Source organism: Pikeienuella sp. (genome assembly GCF_046290545.1).
In the GTDB taxonomy this organism is placed as follows: domain Bacteria; phylum Pseudomonadota; class Alphaproteobacteria; order Rhodobacterales; family Rhodobacteraceae; genus Pikeienuella.
Window position 1 is genome coordinate 454,044 of record NZ_JBKAGV010000017.1, and the last position, 24,505, is coordinate 478,548.

28 protein-coding genes are annotated in these 24,505 nt (G+C 70.3%); 13 read left to right on the top strand and 15 right to left on the bottom strand.

The annotated features are described in order from the left end of the window. The first annotated feature begins 44 nt into the window (after window positions 1–44). Together trxA and ACE37J_RS18680 are read left to right on the top strand one after the other, a co-directional pair. Complete coding sequence (gene trxA / locus ACE37J_RS18675) at window positions 45–365, top strand: thioredoxin (RefSeq protein WP_409714119.1); 321 nt, start codon at window positions 45–47, stop codon at window positions 363–365. A gap of 114 nt (window positions 366–479) precedes the next feature. After that, a complete protein-coding gene (locus ACE37J_RS18680; protein WP_409714122.1) occupies window positions 480–1,193 on the top strand; it encodes a tellurite resistance TerB family protein in 714 nt (237 codons plus the stop codon). 7 nt (window positions 1,194–1,200) lie between these two features. Here ACE37J_RS18680 and ACE37J_RS18685 read toward each other — a convergent pair whose 3' ends face one another. Both ACE37J_RS18685 and tldD read right to left on the bottom strand, forming a co-directional pair. Further along, on the bottom strand, window positions 1,201–1,893 hold the full coding sequence (locus ACE37J_RS18685) for a Crp/Fnr family transcriptional regulator (RefSeq protein WP_409714125.1): 693 nt from the start codon (window positions 1,891–1,893) through the stop codon (window positions 1,201–1,203). Between the two features lie 98 nt (window positions 1,894–1,991). Next, window positions 1,992–3,419 (bottom strand): metalloprotease TldD, encoded by a 1,428-nt coding sequence (tldD, locus tag ACE37J_RS18690; RefSeq protein ID WP_409714128.1) that lies wholly within the window; start codon window positions 3,417–3,419, stop codon window positions 1,992–1,994. A 186-nt stretch (window positions 3,420–3,605) separates the two neighbouring features. On the opposite strand from tldD, the gene coxB reads away from it, so the two are divergent. Genes coxB through ACE37J_RS18725 form a run of 7 tightly spaced genes read left to right on the top strand, consistent with a single transcriptional unit; the run spans window position 3,606 to window position 9,248 of the window. Next, window positions 3,606–4,451, top strand: coding sequence for a cytochrome c oxidase subunit II (gene coxB, locus ACE37J_RS18695; RefSeq protein WP_409714131.1), 846 nt, complete (start codon window positions 3,606–3,608; stop codon window positions 4,449–4,451). A gap of 19 nt (window positions 4,452–4,470) precedes the next feature. Beyond that, complete coding sequence (locus ACE37J_RS18700; protein WP_409714133.1) at window positions 4,471–5,427, top strand: heme o synthase; 957 nt, start codon at window positions 4,471–4,473, stop codon at window positions 5,425–5,427. Continuing rightward, a complete protein-coding gene (locus ACE37J_RS18705; protein ID WP_409714136.1) occupies window positions 5,424–5,588 on the top strand; it encodes a hypothetical protein in 165 nt (54 codons plus the stop codon). The genes ACE37J_RS18700 and ACE37J_RS18705 overlap by 4 nt, the downstream gene beginning before the upstream one ends. Further along, the gene (locus ACE37J_RS18710) at window positions 5,585–6,166 is read left to right on the top strand and encodes a cytochrome c oxidase assembly protein (RefSeq protein ID WP_409714139.1); all 582 of its coding nucleotides are present in this window, start codon (window positions 5,585–5,587) and stop codon (window positions 6,164–6,166) included. Before ACE37J_RS18705 ends, ACE37J_RS18710 begins: the two co-directional genes overlap by 4 nt. Window positions 6,167–6,195: 29 nt before the next feature. Next, on the top strand, window positions 6,196–7,014 hold the full coding sequence (locus ACE37J_RS18715; protein ID WP_409714142.1) for a cytochrome c oxidase subunit 3: 819 nt from the start codon (window positions 6,196–6,198) through the stop codon (window positions 7,012–7,014). Between the two features lie 7 nt (window positions 7,015–7,021). After that, window positions 7,022–7,768, top strand: a complete 747-nt coding sequence (locus tag ACE37J_RS18720; RefSeq protein WP_409714145.1) for an SURF1 family protein — start codon at window positions 7,022–7,024, stop codon at window positions 7,766–7,768. Between the two features lie 37 nt (window positions 7,769–7,805). Continuing rightward, on the top strand, window positions 7,806–9,248 hold the full coding sequence (locus ACE37J_RS18725; protein ID WP_409714148.1) for an amidohydrolase: 1,443 nt from the start codon (window positions 7,806–7,808) through the stop codon (window positions 9,246–9,248). A gap of 10 nt (window positions 9,249–9,258) precedes the next feature. Here the strand turns inward: ACE37J_RS18725 and ACE37J_RS18730 are convergent, their stop codons facing one another. Together ACE37J_RS18730 and ACE37J_RS18735 are read right to left on the bottom strand one after the other, a co-directional pair. After that, window positions 9,259–9,756, bottom strand: coding sequence for a GNAT family N-acetyltransferase (locus ACE37J_RS18730; protein WP_409714151.1), 498 nt, complete (start codon window positions 9,754–9,756; stop codon window positions 9,259–9,261). Continuing rightward, entirely contained in the window at window positions 9,753–10,535 is a 783-nt protein-coding gene (locus ACE37J_RS18735; protein ID WP_409714154.1) for a class II aldolase/adducin family protein, read from the bottom strand. Before ACE37J_RS18735 ends, ACE37J_RS18730 begins: the two co-directional genes overlap by 4 nt. A gap of 251 nt (window positions 10,536–10,786) precedes the next feature. On the opposite strand from ACE37J_RS18735, the gene ACE37J_RS18740 reads away from it, so the two are divergent. Continuing rightward, window positions 10,787–11,566: a YgfZ/GcvT domain-containing protein gene (locus ACE37J_RS18740; protein ID WP_409714157.1), complete on the top strand. Its 780-nt coding sequence runs from the start codon at window positions 10,787–10,789 to the stop codon at window positions 11,564–11,566. A gap of 3 nt (window positions 11,567–11,569) precedes the next feature. Here the strand turns inward: ACE37J_RS18740 and ACE37J_RS18745 are convergent, their stop codons facing one another. The 4 genes from ACE37J_RS18745 to leuD all read right to left on the bottom strand — a co-directional run bounded on the left by ACE37J_RS18745 (window position 11,570) and on the right by leuD (window position 15,165). Continuing rightward, window positions 11,570–12,412 (bottom strand): methylated-DNA--[protein]-cysteine S-methyltransferase, encoded by an 843-nt coding sequence (locus ACE37J_RS18745; protein WP_409714160.1) that lies wholly within the window; start codon window positions 12,410–12,412, stop codon window positions 11,570–11,572. Window positions 12,413–12,476: 64 nt separating this feature from the next. Beyond that, the gene (locus ACE37J_RS18750) at window positions 12,477–13,610 is read right to left on the bottom strand and encodes an endonuclease/exonuclease/phosphatase family protein (RefSeq protein WP_409714163.1); all 1,134 of its coding nucleotides are present in this window, start codon (window positions 13,608–13,610) and stop codon (window positions 12,477–12,479) included. After that, entirely contained in the window at window positions 13,607–14,458 is an 852-nt protein-coding gene (locus tag ACE37J_RS18755; RefSeq protein WP_409714166.1) for a hypothetical protein, read from the bottom strand. The genes ACE37J_RS18750 and ACE37J_RS18755 overlap by 4 nt, the downstream gene beginning before the upstream one ends. Window positions 14,459–14,550: 92 nt before the next feature. After that, window positions 14,551–15,165, bottom strand: a complete 615-nt coding sequence (leuD, locus tag ACE37J_RS18760) for a 3-isopropylmalate dehydratase small subunit (protein ID WP_409715472.1) — start codon at window positions 15,163–15,165, stop codon at window positions 14,551–14,553. Between the two features lie 103 nt (window positions 15,166–15,268). Here leuD and ACE37J_RS18765 point away from each other — a divergent pair, with 103 nt between their 5' ends. Together ACE37J_RS18765 and ACE37J_RS18770 are read left to right on the top strand one after the other, a co-directional pair. Beyond that, window positions 15,269–16,498 carry an MFS transporter gene (locus tag ACE37J_RS18765; RefSeq protein ID WP_409714169.1) on the top strand — a complete coding sequence of 410 codons (1,230 nt, stop codon included), beginning with the start codon at window positions 15,269–15,271 and terminating at the stop codon, window positions 16,496–16,498. Then, complete coding sequence (locus ACE37J_RS18770; protein WP_409714172.1) at window positions 16,495–17,718, top strand: class I SAM-dependent RNA methyltransferase; 1,224 nt, start codon at window positions 16,495–16,497, stop codon at window positions 17,716–17,718. Before ACE37J_RS18765 ends, ACE37J_RS18770 begins: the two co-directional genes overlap by 4 nt. Before the next feature lie 144 nt (window positions 17,719–17,862). Here the strand turns inward: ACE37J_RS18770 and ACE37J_RS18775 are convergent, their stop codons facing one another. The 7 genes from ACE37J_RS18775 to ACE37J_RS18805 form a co-directional block, all read right to left on the bottom strand. Next, window positions 17,863–18,795: an OmpA family protein gene (locus ACE37J_RS18775; protein WP_409714175.1), complete on the bottom strand. Its 933-nt coding sequence runs from the start codon at window positions 18,793–18,795 to the stop codon at window positions 17,863–17,865. Further along, complete coding sequence (locus tag ACE37J_RS18780; RefSeq protein ID WP_409714178.1) at window positions 18,792–19,361, bottom strand: peroxidase-related enzyme; 570 nt, start codon at window positions 19,359–19,361, stop codon at window positions 18,792–18,794. The genes ACE37J_RS18775 and ACE37J_RS18780 overlap by 4 nt, the downstream gene beginning before the upstream one ends. Window positions 19,362–19,379: 18 nt before the next feature. After that, on the bottom strand, window positions 19,380–20,084 hold the full coding sequence (locus ACE37J_RS18785; RefSeq protein ID WP_409714181.1) for a GNAT family N-acetyltransferase: 705 nt from the start codon (window positions 20,082–20,084) through the stop codon (window positions 19,380–19,382). Continuing rightward, window positions 20,081–20,554, bottom strand: coding sequence for an SsrA-binding protein SmpB (gene smpB / locus ACE37J_RS18790; protein WP_409714184.1), 474 nt, complete (start codon window positions 20,552–20,554; stop codon window positions 20,081–20,083). Before smpB ends, ACE37J_RS18785 begins: the two co-directional genes overlap by 4 nt. Further along, on the bottom strand, window positions 20,554–21,432 hold the full coding sequence (gene dapA / locus ACE37J_RS18795; protein ID WP_409714187.1) for a 4-hydroxy-tetrahydrodipicolinate synthase: 879 nt from the start codon (window positions 21,430–21,432) through the stop codon (window positions 20,554–20,556). The genes smpB and dapA overlap by 1 nt, the downstream gene beginning before the upstream one ends. Window positions 21,433–21,525: 93 nt before the next feature. After that, the gene (locus tag ACE37J_RS18800; RefSeq protein WP_409714190.1) at window positions 21,526–22,692 is read right to left on the bottom strand and encodes an NADH:flavin oxidoreductase/NADH oxidase; all 1,167 of its coding nucleotides are present in this window, start codon (window positions 22,690–22,692) and stop codon (window positions 21,526–21,528) included. Next, entirely contained in the window at window positions 22,689–23,480 is a 792-nt protein-coding gene (locus ACE37J_RS18805; RefSeq protein ID WP_409714193.1) for an enoyl-CoA hydratase, read from the bottom strand. The genes ACE37J_RS18800 and ACE37J_RS18805 overlap by 4 nt, the downstream gene beginning before the upstream one ends. A gap of 99 nt (window positions 23,481–23,579) precedes the next feature. Here ACE37J_RS18805 and ACE37J_RS18810 point away from each other — a divergent pair, with 99 nt between their 5' ends. Next, window positions 23,580–24,500: a LysR substrate-binding domain-containing protein gene (locus ACE37J_RS18810; RefSeq protein WP_409714196.1), complete on the top strand. Its 921-nt coding sequence runs from the start codon at window positions 23,580–23,582 to the stop codon at window positions 24,498–24,500. Window positions 24,501–24,505: the final 5 nt, after the last annotated feature.

A 24,505-nucleotide genomic window follows, 5' to 3' on the forward strand; every position in this document is an offset into this window, starting at 1 on the left:
AACGCCCCCTCAACAACGGCGCAGACAGGAAAGAGAGGCCCCGAATGGCGACCGTCGCAGTCACCGACGCGAGTTTCGAGACCGACGTGCTGAAATCCTCCAAGCCGGTGGTGGTGGACTTCTGGGCGGAATGGTGCGGCCCCTGCAAGCAGATCGGCCCTTCGCTGGAAGAGATCGCCCGCGAGATGGGCGATGACGTCGTCATCGCGAAGGTCAACATCGACGACAACCCGAACAGCCCCTCCCGCTACGGCGTGCGCGGCATCCCGACGCTGATCCTCTTCAAGGACGGCAAGCCCGCCTCCACCAAGGTCGGCGCAGTGCCGAAATCCTCGATCGAGACCTGGATCCGCGAATCGATCTGAGTTCGAGGTGCGAAGTCACGGAGGCCCGGCCGCAGCGCCGGGCCTTTCGCTTTTCCGGCGCGGCGCCTATTTCCGCCTGAAGGTCGATCAAGGCCGTCGAATGAAAGGTTTCCGATGAACCCGCGCGCTCTCCTCGAACAATTCCTCGGCCCTGACGCCGCCGGCAAGGCGGGCGGCGCGGCGAACGCCGCGCGGGACAGGCTGGCCGGCTCCGGCATGGCGGGCGTCGGCGGCGGGCTCGCCGCAGGCGGGCTGATCGGGCTGCTGCTCGGTTCGAAATCCGCGCGCAAGACGGTCGGAAAGATCGCCGGCGGCGCCGTTGGTTACGGCGGCGCCGCGGCGCTCGGCGCGCTCGCCTATCGCGCCTGGCGGAATTTCGAGGCTGGGAAGGGCGGCGAGCCTGCGCTCGGCTCGCAATTGCCGCCGCCGCCCGAGGGGTCGAAGTTCCTCCCCGCCTCCGCGCCGGCCTCCGACGGCCGGCCTTTCGAACTCGCGCTGGTCCTCGCCATGATCGGCGCAGCGAACGCGGACGGGCATATCGGCCCGGAGGAGCGCGCGGCGATCTTCGACAGGCTCACCTCGCTGCCGCTTTCAGGCGAGGAGAAGGGCTTCGTCTTCGACGCGCTCGCCGCGCCGCCGAGCCTTGCGGACATTGCCGCCCTGGCCGAAGGGCCGGAGCAGGCGGCGGAACTCTGGCTCGCCGCGCGTCTCGCCATCGTCCCCGATCATCCGGCGGAGGCCGCGTGGCTCGAGGCGCTGGCGGCGCGGCTCCGGCTCCAGCCCGCTCTGGTGGAGCGACTTGAGGCCGAGGCGTCCGCGCTCGCCTGAAGGCGGCTCAGGGCCGGATCGGCCCCATAGCCTCCTCGACGCGGCGGGAAAGCTCCTCGACGTCCGAAAGGATGAGCCCGCCGCGGCTCCGCTCGATCACGCCGTCCTTCGTCAGCGCTGAAAGCTCCCGGCTCACCACCTCGCGCCGGGAGGAGATGAGATTGGCGAGATCTTCCTGGATCGGCGGCGGCGAGACGATGCGCTGCCCCGGATGCCCCGCCCGCGGGCGGGACTGGCGGAGAAGCTCCGCGCAAAGCCGTTGCCGCGCGGTGAGGAAGGCCTGCTCCGCCAGCCGCTCGTTGATCGTCCGCACCCGCTCGGTGAGCTTCTCCATCGTCCGCTTCGCGACGGCCGGAATCGTGGTCGCGATCTCCATGAAGACCTCGCCGGGCATCACGCAGACCTCGGAATTGTAGAGCGCGATGACCGAGGCTGAGCGGGAGCGACCGTCGATCGCCGACATCTCCCCGAAGAAGTCGCCCTTGTCGAGGTGGTTCAGAATCACGTGCCGGCCATAGGCGGAGGACATCAGCACCCGGACCTGGCCGGAAATGATGAAGATGACGTCGTTCGATTCGTCGCCGTAATCGACGATCAGTTCATGCGCCTCGAAATGGCGCCAGCGGCAGCGCGGCGCCGCGCGGGCCCCAACCGCTTCCGGAAGTCCTTCAAGAAGGGGAATCCCTGTGAAATCCGCCATTTTCCTGTTCCTCGCCGCCCGATCCGCTCTTTTGTCGGAAATATCACATCAAAAGGCTTCTGGTCCAACCCTTTGATTCGGGGGAGGGAATCACGGCTTCAGGCGGCGGCCCCGCCGACCGTCAGCCCGTCGATCAGCAGGGTCGGCTGGCCGACGCCGACGGGCACGCCCTGCCCGTTTTTGCCGCAGGTGCCGATACCGGGGTCGAGCGCCATGTCGTTCGCGATCATCCGCACGCGCTGAAGCGCTGTCGGCCCGTCGCCGATCAGCGTCGCGCCCTTCACCGGATGCAGCACCTTGCCGTTCTTCACCCGGTAGGCCTCGGTGCAGGAGAAGACGAACTTGCCGTTCACGATGTCCACCTGCCCGCCGCCGAAGCCGACGGCGTAGATCCCGTCCTTCACCGCGGCGACGACGTCGCCCGGCTTCGCGGAGCCGTTCGCCATGATCGTGTTGGTCATCCGCGGCATCGGGATATGCGCGAAGCTCTGGCGCCGGCCGTTTCCGGTGGGAGCCATGCCCATCAGCCGCGCGTTCTGCCGGTCCTGCATGTAGCCGACGAGGATGCCGTCCTCGATCAGCACGGTGCGGGAGGTCGGCGTGCCCTCGTCGTCGAAGGAGAGGGAGCCGCGGCGGCCGGGCAGCGTGCCGTCATCCACCACGGTCACGCCGGGCGCGGCGACGCGCTGGCCCATGAGGCCGGAGAAGGCCGAGGTCTTCTTGCGGTTGAAGTCGCCCTCGAGCCCGTGGCCGATCGCCTCGTGGAGCAGAATGCCCGGCCAGCCCGCGCCGAGCGCGACCTCCATGACGCCGGCGGGCGCCTCCTCCGCCTCGAGATTGACGAGCGCGATGCGGAGCGCCTCCTCCGCCTCGCGCCGCCAGGCCTCGGGCGCGATCAGCGTCTCGTAGCCGATCCGCCCGCCGCCGCCCGCAGAGCCGGATTCACGCCGCCCGTCCTTCTCGACGATCACGGAGACGGAGAGCCGCGCCATCGGGCGCGCCTCGCGAAGGCCGCCGCCCTCGGGCCGCAGGATCTCCACCTCCTGCAACGAGCCGGCGAGGCTGACGGAGACCTGCCTGACCCGCGGGTCGCGCGCGCGGAGCCAGTCGTCGATCTCTTTCAGGAGGTCGACCTTCGCCCCGAAGCTCATCGCGGAGACGGGGCTCTCCTGCACATAGAGCCTCTGGTTGCTCGCGGCCGGCGGCGCAGCCAGCGTCCCGCCGCCCTCGGCCGCCGCCAGCCGCGCCGTCTCCGCCGCGCGCGCGAGGGCCGCGGCGCTGAGTTCGGTCGAGTGCGAATACCCCGCCGCCGCGCCTGCGACGGCGCGGAGCCCGAAACCCTTCGCGCTGTCATAGGAGGCGCCGCGGAGCCGCCCGTCGTCGAAGGTCAGCGATTCAGAGCGGGTTCGTTCGAGGAAGAGCTCCCCGTCATCCGCGCCGGCCACCGCCCCGTGGAGGATGCCGAGCGCCTCCTGCCTGTCGAGATCGGTTTCGAAGGGGCGGAATGGGCCGTCATCGTCGCTCATGTCGCGGGTCAAGGCGCGTCTCCGATGCTACTCTGCCTCTCGATCAGGCGCTGGATGACGCAATATGACGCAATCGTCCAGCTTGCCCTCGAAAGGGGGCTGTGGTCTTAGACGCAGTGAAGATAGGCGGTCCGCCGCCAAAAGCGAAACCGCCTTTGGGCGGATCAAGGTCCAGGGGTCCCGAACATGACCGGAGCGAAACTCGCCGCCCGCCTCTCCGCCGCCGCCGCAACGGCGCTCATCGCCGGCGCCGCCGCCGCCGAAAGCGTCGGCAAGCCTGTTCCGGACGGCATCGGCTTCCAGCCGGCGGTGACCGAGTTGATGCGGGATCTCGTGTGGTTCGACGCGATCCTGCACTGGATCAGCCTCGCCATCGTCGTGCTTGTCACTGCGCTCCTCGGCATCGTGATCTTCCGGTTCTCCGAGAAGAAGAACCCGACCCCCGCGCGCTTCACCCATCATGTCGGGCTTGAAGTGGCGTGGACGGCCGGGCCCATCGTCATCCTCTTCGTCATCGGCGCGATCTCGCTCCCGATCCTCTTCAAGCAGCTCGACGTGCCGGAGCCAGACCTCACGATCAAGGCGACGGGAAACCAGTGGTACTGGTCCTACGAGTATCCTGACGAGGAGATCGGCTTTGACGCGATCATGCTGGCGAGGGACGAACTCGGGGAGTACGGCTACGCCGATGACGAGTATCTGCTCGCGACGGATACGGCGATGGTCGTCCCGGTCGGCGCCAACGTCCATCTCCTCGTCACCGGCGCGGACGTGATCCATGCCTGGACGATCCCCTCCTTCGGCGTGAAGGTGGATGCGATCCCGGGCCGGATGAACGAGCTCTGGTTCAACGCGGACCGTGTGGGGACGTATTTCGGCCAGTGCTCGGAGCTTTGCGGCAAGGACCATTCCTACATGCCGATCACGGTGAAGGTGGTGAGCGCCGAGGATTACGCCGCCTGGGTCGACGAGACGCGCGTCGCGCAGGGCCTCCCGCCGAAGAACGGCGTGACGCTCGCCGCGGCGGACTGAACGGCGCCGAAGCGAGCCGATGGCCAGCACCCTCTCCGCCGAAGCCGCGCCGCCGCGCGACGCCGAGTTCGGGGACTATTTCGCGCTGCTGAAGCCGCGCGTCATGTCTCTTGTCATCTTCACCGCGCTGGTCGGGCTGGTCGTCGCGCCGGTCCCGGTCCACCCCATGATCGCCTTCGCCTCGATCCTTTGCATCGCGGTCGGCGCCGGCGCCTCGGGCGCGCTCAACATGTGGTGGGACGCCGATATCGACGTGAAGATGGCGCGCACGCGCAACCGCCCCGTGCCCTCCGGCCGGGTGGCGGGCGGTGAGGCGCTTGCAGTCGGCCTCGGGCTTTCGCTCCTTTCGGTGCCGATGCTCGGGCTCTTCGCGAACTGGCTCTCCGCCGGCATCCTCGCCTTCACGATCTTCTTCTACGCCGTGATCTACTCGATGTGGCTGAAGCGAACGACGCCGCAGAACATCGTCATCGGCGGCGCGGCCGGGGCCTTCCCGCCGCTCCTCGGCTGGGCGGTCGCCACCGGGTCCGTCGGGCTGGAGGCGGCGCTGATGTTCGCGATCATCTTCCTCTGGACGCCGCCGCATTTCTGGGCGCTCGCCCTCTACCGGAACGGCGACTACGAACGGGCGGCCGTGCCGATGATGCCGGTCGTCGCCGGGCCGCGGGCGACGCGGCGGCAGATCTTCTGGTATTCTGTCGCGCTCGCCGCAGTCGCCGTCGCGCCGGCCTTCACCGCCATCGGCGGGCTCTTCTACCTCGTCGCCGCCGGGGCGCTCTCCGCCGAGTTCCTGCGTCTCGCCGCCCTTGTCGGCATCCGCTCCGAAGAGGCGGCGGAGGCGGACGGGCACCGGGCGGAAAAGCGGCTCTTCAAGTTCTCGATCCTCTGGCTCTTCCTCGTCTTCTCCGCGCTCGCGGTCGAGGCCGGGCTCCGCCATGCAGGGCTCGCCCTCCCGGTTCCGGGGTTCGGCGCATGATCGGGCGGGAGGAGCACGAACTGCACCGCCGCCGCCGCGGGCGGAACATGGCCATCGGCGTGCTTCTGATCGGCTTCGTCGCGCTGATGTTCGGCGTGACGATCGCGAAGCTCGGCGCCAACGTGATCAAACCCGAAATGAGCTGGAGCGAGTCGCGATGACAGGGTCGGTGCGCAACCGCAAGACTATGTTCGGCCTCGCCGGCCTGGGCGTCTTCATGCTCGGAATGAGTTTCGCCGCCGTGCCGCTCTACGATCTCTTCTGCCGCGTCACCGGCTATGGCGGCACGACTTCCGTGTCGGACACCGCGCCGGACGTGATCCTCGACCGCGAGGTCACAGTGCGCTTCGCCGCGAGCGTGGAGCGTGGGATGCCGTGGAGCTTCCGCCCGGTCGAGACGTCCATGACGGTGCGGATCGGCGAGACTGGCCTGGCTTTCTACGAGGCGACGAACCCGACCGACCGGCCGGTGGCCGGCACGGCGAGCTTCAACGTCACGCCCTTCTCCGCCGGCGGCCATTTCACCAAGATCGCCTGCTTCTGCTTCACCGAACAGGTGCTCCAGCCCGGCGAGTCTGTGAAGATGCCGGTGACCTTCTACGTCGATCCGTCGATCATGGAAGACGAGGAAGCCGCCCTCGTGCACACGATCACGCTTTCATACACGTTCCACGAAACCGACATGCCGGAAGCGGCCGCCGCGCCGCAAGCCGTTGACGCACCCGACCCGGCCGGGTGACAAGGCGAAATCCGCCGAGGGGAAACGAGATGGCCCACGAGAAGAATCACGACTACCACATCATCGCGCCGAGCATCTGGCCTTTCCTTGGGGCGCTCAGCGCCTTCGTGATGCTCTTCGGCGCCGTGCTCTGGTTCCATGACTATACGCCGCTGATCGCGGTCGTCGGCCTCCTCGGCGTCCTCTACGTCATGTACGGCTGGTGGGCGGAAGTGGTGGCTGAGAGCCAGGCGGGCGATCATACGCCCGTCGTCTCCATCGGCCTCCGCTACGGCGTGATCATGTTCATCGCCTCCGAGGTCGCCTTCTTCGCGGCCTGGTTCTGGTCCTTCTTCAAGCACGCGATCTATCCGATGGCGGATGTCGCGACGAAGACGACCGCGACCGCCTACGGCGCGGACGGCGTATGGCCGCCCGTCGGGATCGAGACCTTCGATCCCTGGCACCTGCCCCTCATCAACACGCTGATCCTCCTCTGCTCCGGCTGCGCGGCGACATGGGCGCACCATGCAGTGCAGGAGGGGGACCGGGAGGGGCTCAAGTGGGGCCTCCTCATCGCGGTCCTGCTCGGCGTGCTCTTCACCATCACCCAGGCCTATGAATACAGCCACGCCGCCTTCGGCTTCGCCGGAAACATCTACGGCGCGAACTTCTACATGGCGACGGGGTTCCACGGCTTCCACGTAATCGTCGGCACGATCTTCCTCGCCGTCTGCTACTTCCGCGCGCTGAAGGGCCACTTCACGCCGGAGAAGCATATCGGCTTCGAGGCGGCGGTCTGGTACTGGCACTTCGTGGACGTCGTCTGGCTCTTCCTCTTCATGGCCGTCTACGTCTGGGGGGCCTGAGGCCCTCATGGCTCAAGGGGCGGGAAAGGGCGGCTCCGGCCGCCCTTCTTCTTTCGGCCGCATCGGCGTTCTGGCGACGGGCGCCCTCGGCATCCTGATCCTGATCGGCCTCTGCATCTGGCAACTTCAGCGGCTCGAATGGAAGGAGGGCGTGATCGCGCAACTCGAGGCGCGACTCGCCGCCGACCCCGTTCCTCTCCCCGTCGCCTTCGACCCGGAGATCCAGGAATTCTCCCGCGTCGCGCTGAGCGGCCGCTTCGAGTTCGCGCCGGGCGCGCACGGTTTCGTCGATGCGCCGCTGCTCACTTCGGCCCGCCCCCACGGGCCGGGCTATCGCGTTATCCAGCCCCTTACGCTCTCGGATGGTCGCCGCGTGATGGTGGATCGCGGTTATGTCCCCGTCGAGGAAAAGAACGAAGGCGGCGCCGCCTCGCGCCCTACTCCCGCGCCGGAAGGCCCGATCATCCTCGTCGGCGCGCTCCGCTGGCCCGAGGAGGGCGACGAGGGCCCGGATTTCGGCGCCTCCGACAATGTCTGGACGGAACGGGACCTGACAGAGATGGCCGCGCTTTTCGGCACGGAGCCCGTTCTGGTCGTCGCGGAAACCTCCACCGCTATCGGCGAATGGCCGCTGCCCCAGCCGCTGGCGGCGGTGGATGTGCGGAACAACCACCTCGAATACGCGATCACCTGGGGCGCGCTCGCGCTCGCCTGGGCGGCGATGACGGGCTTCCTCGCCTTCCGCCGCGTCTGAGCTTGCGCGCCGCCGCCGCCGCGCTCCAGATGGCGGCGTGAGACAGGAGAGCACGATGCGGAATTCCGACCCGATCCCGGACCTTGTGGAGGCGAAGCGCGCGCCCTTCCTCGCCCTGTCGGACCGGATCTTCGACGCGCCCGAGACGCTCTACGCCGAGTTCCGCGCCGTCGCGGAGCATGAGGCCGCGCTCCGCGCCGAAGGCTTCCGGATCGTCGAAGCCCCGGCAGGCATCCCGACGGCGGTGATCGGGGAGGCGGGGGAGGGCGGGCCCGTCATCGCCATTCTTGGCGAGTATGACGCGCTGCCCGGCCTCAGCCAGGAGGCGGGCGTCGCGGAGCACAGCCCCGCCGAGCCCGGCGGCGCCGGCCATGGCTGCGGCCACAACCTTCTCGGCGCCGCCGCCCTCCTCGCCGCGACCGCGGTGAAGGACTGGCTGGCCGAGGCCGGGATCGAAGCCCGCGTCCGCTATTTCGGCTGCCCGGCGGAGGAGGGCGGCGCCGCGAAGACCTACATGGTCCGCGCCGGGCTCTTCGCCGATGTGGACGCCGCGATCACCTGGCACCCCGCCTATTTCACCGCGGTGGACCATGCCCGCGCGCTCGCGAATACGCGGATCGACTTCACCTTCCACGGCAAGGCGGCGCACGCCGCCGGCGCGCCGGAGCTCGGCCGCTCCGCGCTCGACGCGGTCGAGCTGATGAATGTCGGCGTCAACTACATGCGGGAGCATATGCCGGACGACGCCCGCATCCACTACGCCTATATCGACGCCGGCGGGGCCGCGCCCAATGTCGTGCAGGCGAAGGCGACGGTGCGCCAGCTCATCCGCGCGCGGGACAATGCGGGCCTCGCCGCGCTTGTCGCCCGCGTCCGCAAGATCGCCGAGGGGGCGGCCCTGATGACGGAGACGCGGGTGGAGACGCGCATCTTCTCCGGCGTCTCCAATCTCGTCGGCAATTCCGCGCTGGAGGCGGCGATGCAGGCCGAGTTCGACCGCCTCGGCCCGCCCGTATTCGACGAGGCGGATCGGGACTTCGCCCGAGCCATCCGCGCCACGCTCGGCCCCGAGGATACGGAGGCCGCCATGCGCCGCATGGGGGTCGAGCTGGACCCCGACTCCCCGCTCTCGGAGGCCCTCCTGCCGCTCGACCGGCGGCCCGAAGGCGGGGACGGCTCAACCGATGTCGGAGACGTGAGCTGGGCCGCGCCGACGGTTCAGGCGCGGGTGACGACCTGCGCGCTCGGCACGCCCTTCCACACCTGGCAGCTCACGGCGCAGGGAAAATCGCCGCTGGCGAAGAAGGGCATGGTCCACGCCGCGAAGATCATGGCCGCCACCGCGGCGCGCCTCATCACCGAGCCGGCGGCCCTCGCCGCCGCGAAGGCGGAGCACGAACGGATGCTGGCGCGCACGCCCTATCGCTGCCCGATCCCCGATGAGATTTCGCCGCCCATCCTCCCCCGCCCGGCGGCGTGAGCCGCCGCCTTCAGAAGTCGAGCGCGTAGCGCTGCTCCCGCACCGCCACGCCCCAGCTTCGCCCTTCCGCTTCATGGAGAAGCCGGAAGCCGGCGCGGAGATAGACGGCGCGCGCCGCGTCGAGCCCGGCGAAAGTGTCGAGCCACGCGCCCCTGAGCCCGGCCTCCCGCAACGCCGCCAGCCCCTCCGCCATCAGTCTATGGCCGAGGCCGAGTCCGCGCGCCCGCTCCTCCGCGATCACGATCCGGATATGCCCGCGCCCGGCCTCGTCCCTGTCCTCCCCGTCCGCCGTCAGCGTCGCGAGCGGGCCGCTCTCATCCCGGGCGAAGAGCATGGAGACGCGGGGCGGGGCGATCCGGGCGGAGACGTCCGCCGCAATCCCCGCCACGATCCTCTCGAAGTCGAGCCCGAAGCCGCAATGGGCCGCATACCAGCGCCCGTGGAGACCGATCAGCCATCCGAGATCGCCGGGCCGAGGCCCGCCGATCTCGACGGCGCCCGCTGTCACGCGGCGTAGTCCGGCTCGGTCTTGTCGAGGTTGAGCCGGATCTCCGCCATGTGCCGCACGGCCTGGCCCGGATAGCGCTCCGTCTCGAAGGCGACAGCCTCGGCCACCTCGTCGGAGAGATAGCGGAGCGGGCGCTGCGTCATCAGCGCGGTGATGTAGGTCTCCGTCGCCCGCTCGAAGAAATAGGTCCGGTTCATCGCCTCGGCGATCGTCTCGCCGATGACCATGATCCCGTGGTTGCCCATCACCATCACCTTCTTCTTCGGATCGGTGAAGAGCGAGGCGACGCGCTCCCCCTCCTCGTCGAAGGCGAGGCCGCCATAATTCTCGTCGATCACGACGCGGTCATGGAACATCGCCGAGTTCTGGTCGATTGCCGGAAGCCGGCTGTCCGCCAGCGAGGCGAGGACGGTGGCGTATTTCGAATGGAGATGGATCGCGACCTTCGCGAAGGGAACGTGGCGGTGGATCGCGCCGTGGAGCGCCCAGGCTGTCGGGTCCGGCGCGTCCGGCCCCTTCATCACGTCGGGGTCGTTCGCGTCCAGCAGCAGGAGGTTGGAGGCGGTGACGCGGGTGAAATGGATCTGGTCCCGGTTCATCAGGAAGCGGGAGCCGCCGCCCCCGTTCGTCTCGTCGTCCACCACGGCGGAGAAATGGTTGGAGACGCCCTCATGCCAGTTCATCCGCACCGCCCATCGGAAACAGGCCGCGAGGTCGCAGCGCATCTCCCAATCCGGGTCGTTGTGGGTGGTCGGGTGGCGGAGGATCGAAGTGGACATGGCGTTCTCCCGTTTCTGGCGGCGGAAGCATCGGGCCGGAACACCGGTTGCGCAAGCCCCGTTCGCGCGGCCATGGTTCTTCCCCGACCGCAGGCCGCCACGAAAATCACCGATTTGCGCACATGGGGTATCATGATAGATTCACCTTTATCGTCAATTAGTTGGCATGGCTGTGCAATGTGCGCATCGGGGCGGTCGCCAAACGGCTCGGCCGCCCCTATCTTCGCGGAACGATCTGAAGGGAGGCGCGCATGGGCGAGGGTTTCTGGATGCCGGCGGAGTGGCGGGCGACCGTCCGAGTCGCGGGGCCGGAGGCTGAGCACTTCCTCCAGGACCTCGTGACCAACGATCTCTCGAAGCTGGGCGAAGGCGCGCTCCTTTACGCCGCGCTCCTGACGCCGCAGGGGAAATACCTCTTCGATTTCTTCGTCGGGCGGGAAGGGGAGGGTTTCCTCCTCGACGTGGCGGCGGACCGGGCGGCGGCGCTCGTCCAGCGGCTCTCGATGTATCGCCTGCGCCGCAAGGTGGAGATCGCGCCGGCGGGCGTTCCCGTCGCGCTCTTCTGGGGCGGCGAGCCGCCCGAGGGCGCGCTGGCGGACCCGCGCGACCCGGCGCTCGGCTTTCGCCTCTACGGCCTCGCCCGCCCCGAAGGCGCCGCGGAGGGGAGCCTGTCGGCCTATGACGCGCTCCGCGTCGCCCGCCTCGTCCCCGAAAGCGGCGCCGAGCTGATCCCGGACGAGACCTATATCCTCGAAGCCGGGTTCGAGCGGCTGCGCGGCGTCGACTTCCGCAAGGGCTGCTATGTCGGGCAGGAGGTCACGGCCCGGATGAAGCACAAGACCGAGCTGAAGAAGGGCCTCGTCCGCGTCTCGGTCGAGGGCGAGGCGGCGCCCGGAACGCCGGTGGAGGCGGAGGGCAAGCCCGCCGGCACGCTCCACACCGTCGCCGGGGGCGAAGGGCTCGCCCATCTGCGCTTCGACCGGGCGGAGGGAGAGATGCAGGCGGGCGCCGCGCGGCTCCGCCGCCTCTGAACCTCAGGCGCCGGCCCGCGCCGCCTCCCAGGCGAGCATCGCCCGCTTCACCGGAAGGCCCCAGTGATAGCCGCCGAGCTCGCCGCTCTTCCTCAGGGCGCGGTGGCAGGGGATGAGCCAGGAGATCGGGTTGCGCCCCACCGCCGTGCCGACGGCCCGCGCCGCCTTGGGTCGGCCGATGACGCGGGCGATCTCGGAATAGGTCGTCACATGGCCGGTCGGCACCGAAAGCAGCGCCTCCCAGACCTTGATCTGGAACGGCGCGCCGATCAGCGCCAGCCGCGCCTCCCCCTCGCCCCCGAACGCCGCCGAAACCCAGGGGGCGAGCGCGGCCGGATCCTCCCTGAAACGCGCGTTGGGCCAGCGCCCCCGCATGTCCGCCAGCGCCGCAGCCCGCCCCGTCTCCGCCGCGAAGGCCATGCCGCAGAGTCCGCGCTCCGTCCCCATCGCCAGCGTCTCGCCGAAAGGGCCGTCGAACCAGCCGAAGGCGATGTCGAGCCCCTCGCCGCCCGAGGCCCAGGCGCCGGGGCTCATCGCCTCCCACCGTACGAAGAGGTCATGGAGCCGGCCGGGTGAGGAAAGCCCGGCCTCCATCGTCGTCTCCAGCACCGTGAAGCGCTCCGCCAGCAGGCGCTTGGCGAGGTCGAGCGTCAGGTATTGCATGTACCGCTTGGGCGAGACGCCGACCCATTCGGAGAACATGCGCTGGAAATGCGCGGGCGAGAAGCCCATCCGCGCCGCGATCTCGTCGAGCCCCGGCTGCTCCGGCACGGCCTCCTCGATGAGGCGCAGCGCCTCGGCGATCAGACCGTAATGGAAGGCGGAGGGGGAGGGAACCTGGTTCATCGTCGTCTCCTTCGCCCCGAATGTGCGGGCCGGAGCGGCGCCGCGCCACCCGTTTCCTGCGGCCTCAGCGGAGATCGACCCAGACCAGGCGATGGTCCGGCCCGCCGCGGCCCATGAGCCGTGCGAGGGGTGAATCCGGCGTCGGCCAGAACACGCCCGCGCCCGTGATCTCCCATCCCTTCGAGGGGAGGACATAGTCGACGCGCAGGTTCCCCGGGCCCTGCGGCGGCGCGCGCCAGTCCGCCGTGTCGAGCGCGGGGTCGCCGCGATGCCCCGCATCCGCCGCCGCCGCGCCGCCCGCACTTTCCGGCCCCGGGTCGTCGGTCAGCGCGAGGAGGAGTTGGAGCGCCCCACGTCGCGCGGCCCCGTCCGCAGGATCGGCGTTGAGGTCGCCGAGCACGACGAAGGCCGCGCCGGGGGCAAGCGCGCCGGCGCGGCCCTGATCGTCCTTCATCCAGTCGGCGCCGCCGATATAGTCGACCCAGAAGCGGATCTCGTCATGGTTCCGCCGCCCGTTCGCATCCTCCGGCCCGTCGAAGACCGGCGGGGTCGGGTGCGAGGCGAGGAGGTGGAGGATGCGACCGTCCGGCAGGCGGGCCGGGATGTCCCAATGGCTCTTGGAGGAGAGCCGGAGCGCGCCGGCGGCCTCCCCGAAATGGCCCGCCGGCAGGAGGTTCCCGGGCATGTCCCCCCAGAGCGTTTCGCGGAAGGTGCGCGCGCCCGCCTCATCGAGCGGGAGGCGGGAGAGCACGGCCATGCCGTAGTGGCCTTCGTGGCGGCCATAGCCGAACGCGTCCCGCGGCCCGTCCTTCCGCCCGTCGCCATCGAGATCGAAGCCGGAGGCGGCGCCGGTATTCGCCGGCGCGGTGAAGATATGGGGATAGTCGATACCCTCCGCGCCGCCTCTCCCGTCCCGTAGATGGTCGCGGAAAAGCGCCGCGGCGACGCCGCGCCGGTCATGGTCGATCTCGTTGATCAGGATCACGTCCGGGCGGACCCGCTGGATGATCTCCGCCGCAATGTCGATACGCTTCGAGCCGCCGAGGCGCAGGCGCTGTACGAGTTCGCCCGGTGCGGGAAGGCTCAAGGCGGCGTTGAAGCTCGCGATGCGGACCGAGCCCTCAGCCGGCGGCGGCGGCGCTTCCGCCGACGCCGCCGAGCCGAGCAAGATCGCGAGGAGCGCCGCCGCCCTCCTCATCGTGCGAGCGCAAAGCCGAGGCGGAGATAGGCCGCCGAGAAGATCAGGGCGGAGGAGAGGCAAGTCCCCCACAGTCCGATCAGCCAGAGCGTGACGAAGGGGCCGCCGAGCGGCGAGGCCGAAAACGCTGCATCGACCTGTGGGATCTGCGCGCCGCCGACCAGCCGTGCGAAGACCGGGGCGTAGAGAAGGCAGAAGAAGGCGACGAGAAGCGAGAGCGACCGCAGCCAGAGCCGGCCCGAAACCGGGGTCCGTCGGGCGGTGGAAAGCGGATCGGAAACCGGCCTGAGGCCGCGCGCGCCCCGGTCGGACAACCGCGCCGCGCTGTCCGGCGCGCGCCCATCCTTCCAGATCGAGGCGTGGTCGTGCAGGCTTTCCCGTTCGGAGACCGCGCCGATCAGCGTCAGGAAACCGAAGACAATGCCCGCGAACAGCGCTGACGTCGCCGCCAAGGTCGCCAACCGGGCTGAAGCCTCCGAAATCGGCGGAAGCCCGGGCTCCGCCGCCGTGAACATCGCCACCGGACTGGCCGGGAAGAGCCACCAGGACCGGAGCAGCGCGACAAGCGCAAGGAGCGGCCCGCCGGGCTCCGCCCAGGCCCCGGCGATCACGGCGAGAAAAACCGTCGCCGCCGATAGCGTGAGCCCCAGCGCGACCGGAAAAATCCGTAGCGGCAACGATGACGGAAGATCGCGCCGTCCATGCCCCCGCCAGACCGCGAAGCCAAGCCAGAGCGCCAGCGCCGTCGCTGCGCCATGCGCCAGAGTTATGGGGCCAGGCGCGAGCGCGGCGGGCAGAAAGAAGGCCGAGGCAGTAAACACGCCCGCCGCATAGGCCCCGCGCCGCATCGCTCCTCCCCCGCCTGCCGAGCGGCCGGAGGATAGCGGGGCTCACCTCGCTTTGCGAGGGGCGAAGCCGACCTTTCTCTCCGATTTGGAGTTCAGGCGCCGGCAAGCCATGGTTGCTTTGCAGACCGTTCGGTCTCGAAGGCGTCGATGTCGGCCGCCTTCTCCATTGTGAGACCGATATCGTCGAGCCCGTTCAGGAGGCAATGCTTGCGGAACGCGTCCACCTCGAAGGCGATCTCCCCGCCGTCCGGGCCGGAGATCACCTGCCGTTCGAGATCGACGGTCAACACCGCATTCGCGCCGCGCGCTGCGTCGTCCAGAAGTCTGTCGACCTCCTCCTGCGGCAGGGCGATCGGCAGGATGCCGTTCTTGAAGCAGTTGTTGTAGAAGATGTCCGCGAAGGAGGGGGCGATCACGCAGCGGATGCCGAAATCGAGCAGCGCCCACGGCGCATGCTCCCGGCTCGAGCCGCAGCCGAAATTTTCTCCCGCCACGATGATCTTCGCCTCGCGATAGGCCGGCTTGTTCAGCACGAAATCGGGTTTCTCGCGCCCCGCCTCGTCATAGCGCATCTCGTCGAAGAGGTTCTTGCCGAGGCCGGTGCGCTTGATTGTCTTCAGGAACTGCTTGGGGATGATCATGTCGGTGTCGATGTTGATGAGCGGCATCGGCGCGGCGACGCCGGTGAGCTTGTCGAGCTTGTCCATGATCGTCCTCCCGTTCAGGTCGTCGGGGTAAAGCATGGGGCGCGGCGGCGCGCAAGAAGCGAGGCCACTGGCGGCGCGGCGGCAAGCGGCGTAAGCCCGGCTCATGACCGTTCTCGCTTCGCTCCGCCCGGATGCGCCCTGGCTCTCCGCCGGCGCGCTCATGGCGTTCGGCTCAAGCTTCGGACAGACCTTCTTCATCGCCGCCTTCGCTGGCGTATGGCGGGAGGAATTTGCGCTCAGCCACGGCGACTGGGGTGCGATCTACATGGCGGCGACGCTGGCCTCCGCCGTCGCGCTGACCCAGGCGGGGCGGCTTGCCGATGTCTGGCCGGCGCGCCCGCTGGCCCTCGCGGTTCTGTTCGCATTCGCGCTCGTCGCTGTCGGCCTTTCTCTCGTCACGGCGTGGTGGACGCTTGCGCTCCTCATATTCGGGCTCCGGTTCTGCGGGCAGGGGATGCTGAGCCACATTGCGATGACCTCGATGGGCAAGTGGTTCCGCGCCAAGCGGGCCGGCGCCATCGCCATCGCCACGCTCGGATTCTCGCTGGGGGAGGCGATCCTGCCGGCGGGTGCGATCGCCGTGATCGGGTTGGTCGGATGGCGTGACGCGTGGCTCCTGATCGCCGGCGCTCTCCTCTTGGTCTTTGCGCCGCTGCTCGCATGGCTCCTGCGGCGGGAGCGGAGGCCGCTTGCGGCGGCGGAGGCGCCGGAGCTTTCCGCCGGGATGGACGGGCGGCACTGGACACGTTCCGAGATGGTGTCCGAGCGGACGTTCTGGGCGCTTGTCCCCGGGCTGATCGGCCCGGCCTGGATCGGAACGGTTGTCTTCTTCCAGACCGTCCACCTTACTGAGATCAAGGGCTGGGACCTTGCGGCCTACGCCGCGCTCGCCTTTCCCGCCCATTCCCTCGCCGCGACCGCGGGGAGCTTCGGCTTCGGCTGGGCGGCGGACCGGTTCGGGGTCGCCCGGCTCCTGCCTGTCTACCTTCTCGGCTGGGCGGCCGGCGCGGCGCTCATGGGGCTTTCCGGCGGGTTGCTCGCCGGCGTGATCGCGCTCGCGGTCGGGGGGATCGGCTCGGGCGCCGTATCCGTGGTCCACGGCGCCGTCACAGCGGAGCTTTACGGGACACGCTGGCTTGGCGGCGTCAAGGCGCTGACCTATGCGCTCGCCGTCCTCGCCTCGGCGCTTGGGCCGGGATTGAGCGGCGCGCTTCTTGACGCCGGCGTCGGGTTCGAGGCGCAGTGCGCGGGCATGGCGGCCTATCTCCTCGCCGTCAGCCTCTGGTTCATCCCGGTCTCCGCCCGCGCCCGGCTGCGGCTGGCAGGGCCATGAGCGCCGAGCTCGAAATCGTCCGTCTCGGCGCGGCCGGGGACGGGGAGGCCGACGGGGGCGTCTTCGTTGCTTTCGCGCTGCCGGGGGAGAGGGTGCGCGGGGTCGTCGAAGGCGGCCGCATGGCGGCGCTCGAAATACTCCGCCCTTCGCCGGAACGCGCCCCGCCGCCCTGCCGCCATTTCGGCGCTTGCGGCGGCTGCGCCCTTCAGCACGCCTCCGGGCATTTCCTCGCCGGCTGGAAGCGGGACCGGATCGCAGAGGCGCTCGCCCGAAGGGGGATCGAAGGCGTCGAGATCCGGGAGACGCGGACCTCCCCGCCCCGCTCCCGCCGCCGGGCCGTCTTCGCCGCGCGGCGGACGAAGACCGGGGCGCTCGCCGGCTTTCACGGGCGGCGGAGCGGGGAGATCGCGGCGCTGGAGGACTGCCATCTGGTCGCCCCGCCGCTCCTCGGCGCGCTGGAAGCGGCGCGGGGGCTGGCGCGGATCGGCGGGTCACGGAAGGGGGAGCTGCGGGTGACGGCGACGCTCTCCGAAGGCGGGCTCGACCTCAGCGTCGAAGGCGGCAAGCCGCTGGACCCGGCTTTCTGGGGCGACCTCGTCGCGCTGGCCGAGGAGGCGGACCTCGCGCGCCTCGCCTGGAACGGGGAGATCGTCGCCTCCAGGCGGCCCGCCTTCCACCGCTTCGGCGCGGCGCTGGTGGAGCCGCCGCCCGGCGGCTTCCTCCAGGCGACGAGGGAGGGGGAGGTCGCGCTGCTGGAGGCGGCGCGGGAGGCGCTCGGCCCGGCGAAGCGGATCGCGGACCTTTTCGCCGGCTCGGGCGCCTTCGCCCTGCCGCTCGCGGAACAGGCGGAGGTGCTGGCGGTGGAGGGGGAGACGGCGATGGTCGCCGCGCTCGACGCCGGCTGGCGCGCCGCGCCGGGGCTGAAGCGGGTCGTCGCCCGGGCGCGGGACCTCTTCCGCCGCCCCCTCCTCGCGCCCGAGCTCGCCGCGCTCGACGGCGCGGTGATCGACCCGCCGCGGGCGGGGGCGGCGGCGCAATGCGAGGAGCTGGCGAAGGCGGGGCCGGAGCGGCTCGCCATGCTTTCCTGCGAGCCGGCGACCTTCGCGCGGGACGCGCGGACATTGATCGACGGCGGGTATCAGATGGACTGGGTGGTCCCGGTCGACCAGTTCCTCTGGTCCGGCCATGTGGAGCTGGCGGCGGCTTTCAGGCGGCGTTGAGAGGCGCGCAGGGGCCGCCTTGAGCAGGTCGAAATCGCCCGATTCCAGAGGATTTCCATGGAAATCGAAGTCAATATATTGATTTTGTTATGTTATTAGAAAAAGCATTCTGCGGTCGCCCTGCGTCTTCGACGTCGCAAAGCCTCACGGCAGCACCAGCTCCACCCGCCGGTTCAGCGCCCGGCCCTCTTCGCTCATGTTGCTGGCGCGCGGGGCGAGGAAGCCGACGCCGTAGGGGATGAGCCGCCCGGCGCCGACGCCCTCCGCCGCCTCAAGCCGCGCCGCCACCGCCTCCGCGCGCTTGAGCGACAGGGCGATGTTCGGCGTCAGCGCGCCTTCGTTGTCGGTGTGGCCGACCACGAGGAAGGAGAGGTCCGGATTGGCCCGCAGCACCTTCGCCACCTCGTCCAGAACCGGGCCGGATTCCGCCGTCAACTGCGCCGAGCCGGCCTCGAAGGCGATGCCGTCGAGCGGCGCGGCCCCGTCCTCGGTCAGCCGCCGGGCGATCTCGAAGAGCCGCGCCTCCCCCGGCTTGGCGCGCGGCGGCGGAGCGGCGCCCGCCGGGGTCATCCGCTCCGGCGCGTCCTCCCCGGCCACTGCGACGATCTGGACATAGAGCCGCCCGCCCTGCCGCGAGGCGATGACGGAGGCGGCGCGTCCCTCCGCCTCCACCGCGAGATAGCGGAAATCGGCGAGGTCGAACCGCATCGCCGGCGGCTCGACCAGATAGACCCCGAAGCGGAAGTCGAACCCGCCGCATTCGTCCCCGGCGCATTCGAAGAGAATATCGTAGCCCAGTTCCTCGAAGCGCCGCCCGTAGTTGCGGATGGCTTCCAGCGTCGAGGTCTCGCCCTCCAGCCGGTAGACGAATTCCCGCACCGCCCCCTCGACGACGCGGACCGGCTTGCCCTCCCGCGTGAAGCGCCCGACGGGGAGTGCGTAATCGTCGAAGCTCCGGGTCAGGAAATGGCTCAGCTCCGCGCCTTCGAGCGCGCCGAATTCCGGCGCCGCCTCCTCCTGCGCCGCCGCGGCGCCGGCGAGGAGCGCGAGCGCCAACGCCAGCGCGACGCGGATCACCGCGCCTGCCCGTGATATTCCGCGTTCGGCCGCATGGCGATGGCGGAGGCGACGCGGTTCGTCATGTTGAAGAAGGCCGCCACCTCCGCGATGTCGAAGATCGCCCGGTCGGAGAAGCCGGCCGCGCGCAGCGCCTCCCGGTCCGCCTCCCCGATCGTCGCGCTGGCCTTCGTCACCAGCACCGCGAAGTCGAGCATCGCGCGCTGGCGAAGGGGAAGGTCCGCCATGCGGTAGTTCGCGGCTATGGTTTCCGCCAGCGCCGGGTCTCCGGTCAATTGCCGGAGCGCGGCGCTATGCGCGACAAGGCAGTAGAAGCAGTGATTCTCCGACGATACGGCGACGGCGATCATCTCCCGCTCCGCCTTCGTCAGCTCCGACTCGGCCAGCATCAGTTCGTTGTACATGCGCGAGAAGGCGCGCAGCCGCTCCGGAGCGAAGGCGTAGGCGGCGAGGACGTTGGGGATCATCCCCAGCTTTTCCTCGCAGACCTGGTAGTATTTCTCGATATCCTCCGGCAGCGGCTCGACCGCCGGAAGGTTCAGCGCCGTCAGCCGCTCTCCGCCCATATCGCCTCCCCGCCGGGTTCAGCCCGGCTTGACACGGTAATGATAACGCGCCCGCTCGCCCATGCCGAGAGAGAGATAGAGCGGGATCGCGCGTTCGTTTTTCGCCTCTACGGCAAGGGCGAGAGTCTCCGCCCCGGTCTCGACCGCGAAGCGCGCGGCGGCGGCGAGGAGCATCCGCGCGGCGCCCTTGCGGCGATGTTCGGGCAAGGTCTCGACCGCGTGGATCATTGCGACGCCACCCGCAGCGGCGATGAAGGCGACGGCGGCGGGCCGGTCCCCCAGCCTTGCGAGCATAAAGGCTTTCGGCGGCGCGGCGCGGTCCATCACCGCGAGCCGGGCGGGGCCGATCCCGCCCGCGGCCCAGATCTCCTCCATCAGCGCGACGCGCCCGGAGCCGCGGACGACGCGCGCCGTCTCCGGCCGGTCGTCCAGCAGGGAGGCGGCGGGCGTGGAGAAGAGGACGGAAGGGGCCTCGACGGCATAGCCCCGCGCTTCGAGCGCCGCGTCGAGCGCCGTCTCCGCCCCGGAGATACGGAAGACGGGCGACTGCCCCCAAGCCGCCAGCCCCGCCTCGGCATCCGCGATATCCGCATCGGGATGGAGCGCGGTGGCGGAGGAGACGCGCCGCCCGCCGCCGGCGCCCCGGCGCAGAAGCCAGCCGGCGCGCTCCCTCGTCTCCGCCGCCGGCCAGGTCGCGTCGAGCGCGGCGAAAAGGGCGCTCATCCCTTCTCCCGCAGGAGGCGCGCCTTGTCCCGCGCCCAGTCCCGCGCCTTTTCCGTTTCGCGCTTGTCGGCCATCTTCTTGCCGCGGGCGATTCCGAGGGAGAGTTTCGCGACGCCCTTCTCGTTGAAGTAGAGCTTCAGCGGCACCAGCGTCGCCCCCTCGCGCCCGATCCCCTGCCAGAGCTTCGCGATCTCCGCCTTTTTCGCGAGGAGCTTGCGGCGGCGGCGCTCGTCATGGCCGAAGGTCTTGGCCTGCGCATAGGCCGGGATGTAGCCGTTGATGAGCCAGAGTTCCCCGCCCTCCACATTGGCGTAGCTCTCCGCGATCTGCGCGCGCCCCTCGCGCAGGGCCTTCACCTCGGAGCCTTCCAGCATGATGCCGACCTCGAGCTCCTCTTCGATGAAGTAGTTGTGCCGCGCCTTGCGGTTCTCCGCGGCGATCTTCTGCTTCGGCTCCTTCTTGGGGGCCATCAGCCGTTCAGTACGCCGGCGGAGACCATCGCCGCGCGGATCGCCGCCTTCGTCTCGGGCAGGGCCGGGGTGAGCGGGGAGCGGACCTCGTCCGAGCACTTGCCGAGGAGGGAAAGCCCGGTCTTGGCGCCGACGACGCCGGGCTCGACGAAGAGGGCGCGGTGGAGCGGCATCAGCCGGTCATGCAGGTCCCGCGCGAGGCTCCAGTCTCCTGCGGAGAGGGCGTTCTGGAACTCGGCGCAGAGCCGCGGCGCGACGTTGGCGGTGACGGAGATCGCCCCGACGCCGCCATGCGCCCGGTGGCCGAGCGCCTGCGCGTCCTCCCCGGTCAGCTGGATGAACTCCTTCCCGCAGGCCGCCCGCTGGTCGGAGACGCGGGAAACGTCCCCGGTCGAATCCTTCACGCCGGCGATGTTCGGGAGCTCGGCGAGGCGCGCCATCGTCTCCACCGACATGTCGACCACGGAGCGGCCGGGGATGTTGTAGATGATGATCGGGATGTCCGCCGCGTCGTTCAGCGCCTTGTAATGGGCGTAGAGGCCGCGCTGGGTCGGCTTGTTGTAGTAGGGGGTGACGACGAGTGCGCCGTCCGCCCCCACCTTCTTTGCGAATTCGACGAAGCGGATCGCCTCCGCCGTGTTGTTCGAGCCTGCGCCGGCGATGACGGGAACGCGCCCCTTCGCCGCCCGGACGACGAGGGCGATGACGAACTCGTGCTCCTCATGACTCAGCGTCGGGCTTTCCCCGGTCGTGCCGACGGGAACAAGGCCGTGGCTCCCCTCCGCGATCTGCCATTCGACGAGATCGGCCAGGGCTTTCTCGTCCACCGCTCCGTCCCGGAAGGGGGTGACGAGCGCAGGGAGCGAGCCGTGGAACATGGGAGAGACCTCACTTGCCGCGCGGCGACCGCCGCCGCGCGGGCGCGGAACCTACTCCGGGCGGGAAGCGGGGGCAAGGCGCGCCCGGCGCCCTCAGGCTGGCGGGAGATTCCGGCCCTCCGGGGCCTCGCGGATGCGGCGGACGGCGCCGGCGCGGCGCTCCAGCCACCAGCCGTATTGCTTCGGCCAGGCGGACCAGTCCTCCACCCCAAGCTCATGCGCGGCGTGGTGGGCCCAGAACGGGTCGAAGAGCGCCTCCCGCCCGATGGCGACGAGGTCGGCCCGGCCTTCCTGCAGCACTTCTTCCGCCATGGGCCCGTCGAGAATGAGGCCGACGGCCATGGTCTTCGCCCCCGTCTCCCGTCGGATGCGGGCGGAATAGGGCGTCTGGAACCCGGCGCCGCGGGCGGCCGGGTTCGCGGTGGCGCCGCCGGCGGAATTGCCCATGGAGGAACAGTCGATCACGTCCACGCCAAGCATCTTGAGTTCCCGGGCGAGGATCACGCTGTCGTCCAGAGTCCAGCCGCCATCGATCCCATCCACCGAAGAGATGCGGGTGAAGAGCGGTTTCTCTTCCGGCCATGCCGCGCGGACAGCCCGCGCCGTCTCCAGCGCGAGGCGCATGCGGCCCGCAAGGTCCCCGCCCCAGCGGTCGTTGCGCTTGTTGGAGAGGGGGGAGAGGAAGGTTTGGATCAGGTAGCCGTGGGCGGCGTGAAGCTCGGCGAAGGCGAAGCCCGCGTCGTCGGCCCGTTTCGCCGCTGTCGCGAAATCCCCGATCAGTTGCACGATGTGAGCCTCGCTCATCTCCTCCGGCGTCAGCCAGCCTTCGTCGAGCGGGACGGGGGAGGCGCCGACCACCGTCCACGGCATGTCGCCGCGGGCGTGATCCTCCGGCCCGAGCGGGCCGTTACCGAACCAAGGGCGCTGCATCGAGGCCTTGCGGCCCGCATGGGCGAGCTGGATGCCCGGCGCTGCGCCCTGCGCGGCGATGAAGCGGGTGATCGGCTTCAGCGCCTCGGCATGCGCGTCCGACCAGATGCCGAGATCACCGTGCGTGATGCGCCCGCGCGCCTGCACCGCCGCCGCTTCGGTGAGGATCGCGCCGGCGCCCCCGCGGGCGAAGGCGGTGAGGTGGGAGAAGTGCCAGTCGTTCGCCAGCCCCTCCTCCGCCGAATACTGGCACATCGGCGCGATGACGATGCGGTTGCGGAGCGTGAGGCCGCGGAGCGTGATCGGGGTGAAGAGGAGGGGCGTGCTCATGCGCCCGCTCCCGCCGCGATGCGCTTGCCGCGGGCCTGCACCGCGGCGCGGCGCGCCTCCACCGCTTCGGGCGTCACGCCCGCCATGTGTCTGTCGAACATCTCCGTCTCCATCCTGAAAGCCTCCTCCAGCGGCCGCCCCTCGCCCGCCGCCATCAGCCCGCGGATGCGGCCCGCCGCCAGCGCGTCCGTCTCCGCGATCTCGGCGGCCAGCGCCTCGGCGCGGGGGAGAAGGTCGGCCGCGCGAACGACTTCTGTGACGAGGCCCCATTCATAGGCCGTCTTCGCGTCGACAAAGCCGCCGGTTAGGCTCATGCGCCGGGCGCGGGCGGGGCCGATCAGGCGGGGGAGGATCTGAGAGAGGCCCCAGGAGGGGGTGATGCCGACGCGGGCATGGGTGTCAGCGAAGCGCGCCGCTTCCGAGGCGACGATGAAATCGGCCTGGAGCGCGAGTTCGAGCCCGCCGGTGATCGCCGGCCCGTTTACGGCGGCGATGATCGGCGCCTTTGAGTCGCGCATGAGATGGGAGAGCGAGCCCGGCCCGTGCCAGATGCGGCCCATCCCCGCGCCGCTCCCCAGCTCCTTCAGGTCCACCCCGGCGCAGAACGCGCGGCCCGCGCCGGTGAGCACGATGGCGCGCACCGCATCGTCCTCCGCCAGCGCGGCGAAGGCGTCGCGGAGCGCGGCCTCGAGCGCGAGGGAGAGCGCGTTGAGCGCCTCAGGCCGGTTGAGCGTGACGGTGGCGACGGCGCCGCCGGCGGAGCGGGAGACGAGGGCGAGATCGGTCATGAATCCTCCTTGGGCGGCGCGGAGCATGGCGCGGGCCGGGGCGCCCGGCAAGGCCGACCGCCCCTTGCGCGCCGCCCGCCGCTCCCGCAGGTTCCGGCCATGCCGCTCCGCTACACGCTCCGCCAGCTCGAATACTTCGTCGCCGTGGGCGAGGCCGGGTCGATTGCGCGGGCGGCGGAGAGGGTCTCCGTCTCCTCCCCCTCCATTTCCGCCGCCATCGCCGCGCTGGAGGCGGAGTTCGGCGTGCAGCTTTTCGTTCGCCGCCATGCGCAGGGGTTGAGCCTGACGCCGGGCGGGCGGCGGCTTTTCCAGGAGGCGCAGCGGCTCCTGGAACAGGGGCGGGCGCTGCATGACGTCGCGGGGGACGTGGCGAGCGCCGCGGGCGGGCCGCTCTCGCTCGGGTGCTTCGTCACGCTCGCGCCCTTCCTCCTGCCCGCGCTCCGCCGTTCCTTCGCCGCGCTCTGCCCGGAGGCGCGGGTGGGCCAGGTGGAGGCGGACCAGGCGCGGCTCTTCGAGCTTCTCCGCCGGGCGGAGATCGACGTCGCGCTGCTCTATGACATGGAAATTCCGGCGGAGATCGCCTTCCGCCCGCTCGCGGCGCTCTCCCCTTATGTGCTGCTTCCGGCCGGGCACCGGCTCGCGGCGCGGGAGAGCGTGGCGCTGGACGATCTGGCCGGGGAGCCGATGGTGCTGCTCGACCTGCCGATCAGCCGTGAGTACTTCCTCGGCCTGACCCTTGCGCACGGGTTCCGGCCGCTCATCGCGGAGCGGACGGCGGAGCTTTCGGTGCTGCGGAGCCTTGTCGGGCGTGGCTTCGGCTATGCCCTGCTCAACATCCGCTCCCCGAGCCGGGAGGCGCCGGACGGCTCCGCCCTCGCCGCCGTCGCGCTCGAAGGGCGGTTTGCGCCGCTCCGTCTCGGCCTCGGGACGATGCGTGGGGCGCGGAAGACGAGGGTGCTGCGGCTCTTCGAGGCGCATGCGGCGGCGGAGATCGCCCGCGGGGGCGTGCCGGGGCTCTGAGCCCT

What these genes read in the sequence shown, in the direction of transcription:
- trxA (WP_409714119.1), top strand. Translation starts at nt 45, where the DNA reads ATGGCGACCGTCGCAGTCACCGACGCGAGTTTCGAGACCGACGTGCTG.
- ACE37J_RS18680 (WP_409714122.1), top strand. Translation starts at nt 480, where the DNA reads ATGAACCCGCGCGCTCTCCTCGAACAATTCCTCGGCCCTGACGCCGCC.
- ACE37J_RS18685 (WP_409714125.1), bottom strand. Translation starts at nt 1,893, where the DNA reads ATGGCGGATTTCACAGGGATTCCCCTTCTTGAAGGACTTCCGGAAGCG.
- tldD (WP_409714128.1), bottom strand. Translation starts at nt 3,419, where the DNA reads ATGAGCGACGATGACGGCCCATTCCGCCCCTTCGAAACCGATCTCGAC.
- coxB (WP_409714131.1), top strand. Translation starts at nt 3,606, where the DNA reads ATGACCGGAGCGAAACTCGCCGCCCGCCTCTCCGCCGCCGCCGCAACG.
- ACE37J_RS18700 (WP_409714133.1), top strand. Translation starts at nt 4,471, where the DNA reads ATGGCCAGCACCCTCTCCGCCGAAGCCGCGCCGCCGCGCGACGCCGAG.
- ACE37J_RS18705 (WP_409714136.1), top strand. Translation starts at nt 5,424, where the DNA reads ATGATCGGGCGGGAGGAGCACGAACTGCACCGCCGCCGCCGCGGGCGG.
- ACE37J_RS18710 (WP_409714139.1), top strand. Translation starts at nt 5,585, where the DNA reads ATGACAGGGTCGGTGCGCAACCGCAAGACTATGTTCGGCCTCGCCGGC.
- ACE37J_RS18715 (WP_409714142.1), top strand. Translation starts at nt 6,196, where the DNA reads ATGGCCCACGAGAAGAATCACGACTACCACATCATCGCGCCGAGCATC.
- ACE37J_RS18720 (WP_409714145.1), top strand. Translation starts at nt 7,022, where the DNA reads ATGGCTCAAGGGGCGGGAAAGGGCGGCTCCGGCCGCCCTTCTTCTTTC.
- ACE37J_RS18735 (WP_409714154.1), bottom strand. Translation starts at nt 10,535, where the DNA reads ATGTCCACTTCGATCCTCCGCCACCCGACCACCCACAACGACCCGGAT.
- ACE37J_RS18740 (WP_409714157.1), top strand. Translation starts at nt 10,787, where the DNA reads ATGGGCGAGGGTTTCTGGATGCCGGCGGAGTGGCGGGCGACCGTCCGA.
- ACE37J_RS18745 (WP_409714160.1), bottom strand. Translation starts at nt 12,412, where the DNA reads ATGAACCAGGTTCCCTCCCCCTCCGCCTTCCATTACGGTCTGATCGCC.
- ACE37J_RS18750 (WP_409714163.1), bottom strand. Translation starts at nt 13,610, where the DNA reads ATGAGGAGGGCGGCGGCGCTCCTCGCGATCTTGCTCGGCTCGGCGGCG.
- ACE37J_RS18755 (WP_409714166.1), bottom strand. Translation starts at nt 14,458, where the DNA reads ATGCGGCGCGGGGCCTATGCGGCGGGCGTGTTTACTGCCTCGGCCTTC.
- leuD (WP_409715472.1), bottom strand. Translation starts at nt 15,165, where the DNA reads ATGGACAAGCTCGACAAGCTCACCGGCGTCGCCGCGCCGATGCCGCTC.
- ACE37J_RS18765 (WP_409714169.1), top strand. Translation starts at nt 15,269, where the DNA reads ATGACCGTTCTCGCTTCGCTCCGCCCGGATGCGCCCTGGCTCTCCGCC.
- ACE37J_RS18770 (WP_409714172.1), top strand. Translation starts at nt 16,495, where the DNA reads ATGAGCGCCGAGCTCGAAATCGTCCGTCTCGGCGCGGCCGGGGACGGG.
- ACE37J_RS18780 (WP_409714178.1), bottom strand. Translation starts at nt 19,361, where the DNA reads ATGGGCGGAGAGCGGCTGACGGCGCTGAACCTTCCGGCGGTCGAGCCG.
- ACE37J_RS18785 (WP_409714181.1), bottom strand. Translation starts at nt 20,084, where the DNA reads ATGAGCGCCCTTTTCGCCGCGCTCGACGCGACCTGGCCGGCGGCGGAG.
- smpB (WP_409714184.1), bottom strand. Translation starts at nt 20,554, where the DNA reads ATGGCCCCCAAGAAGGAGCCGAAGCAGAAGATCGCCGCGGAGAACCGC.
- dapA (WP_409714187.1), bottom strand. Translation starts at nt 21,432, where the DNA reads ATGTTCCACGGCTCGCTCCCTGCGCTCGTCACCCCCTTCCGGGACGGA.
- ACE37J_RS18800 (WP_409714190.1), bottom strand. Translation starts at nt 22,692, where the DNA reads ATGAGCACGCCCCTCCTCTTCACCCCGATCACGCTCCGCGGCCTCACG.
- ACE37J_RS18805 (WP_409714193.1), bottom strand. Translation starts at nt 23,480, where the DNA reads ATGACCGATCTCGCCCTCGTCTCCCGCTCCGCCGGCGGCGCCGTCGCC.
- ACE37J_RS18810 (WP_409714196.1), top strand. Translation starts at nt 23,580, where the DNA reads ATGCCGCTCCGCTACACGCTCCGCCAGCTCGAATACTTCGTCGCCGTG.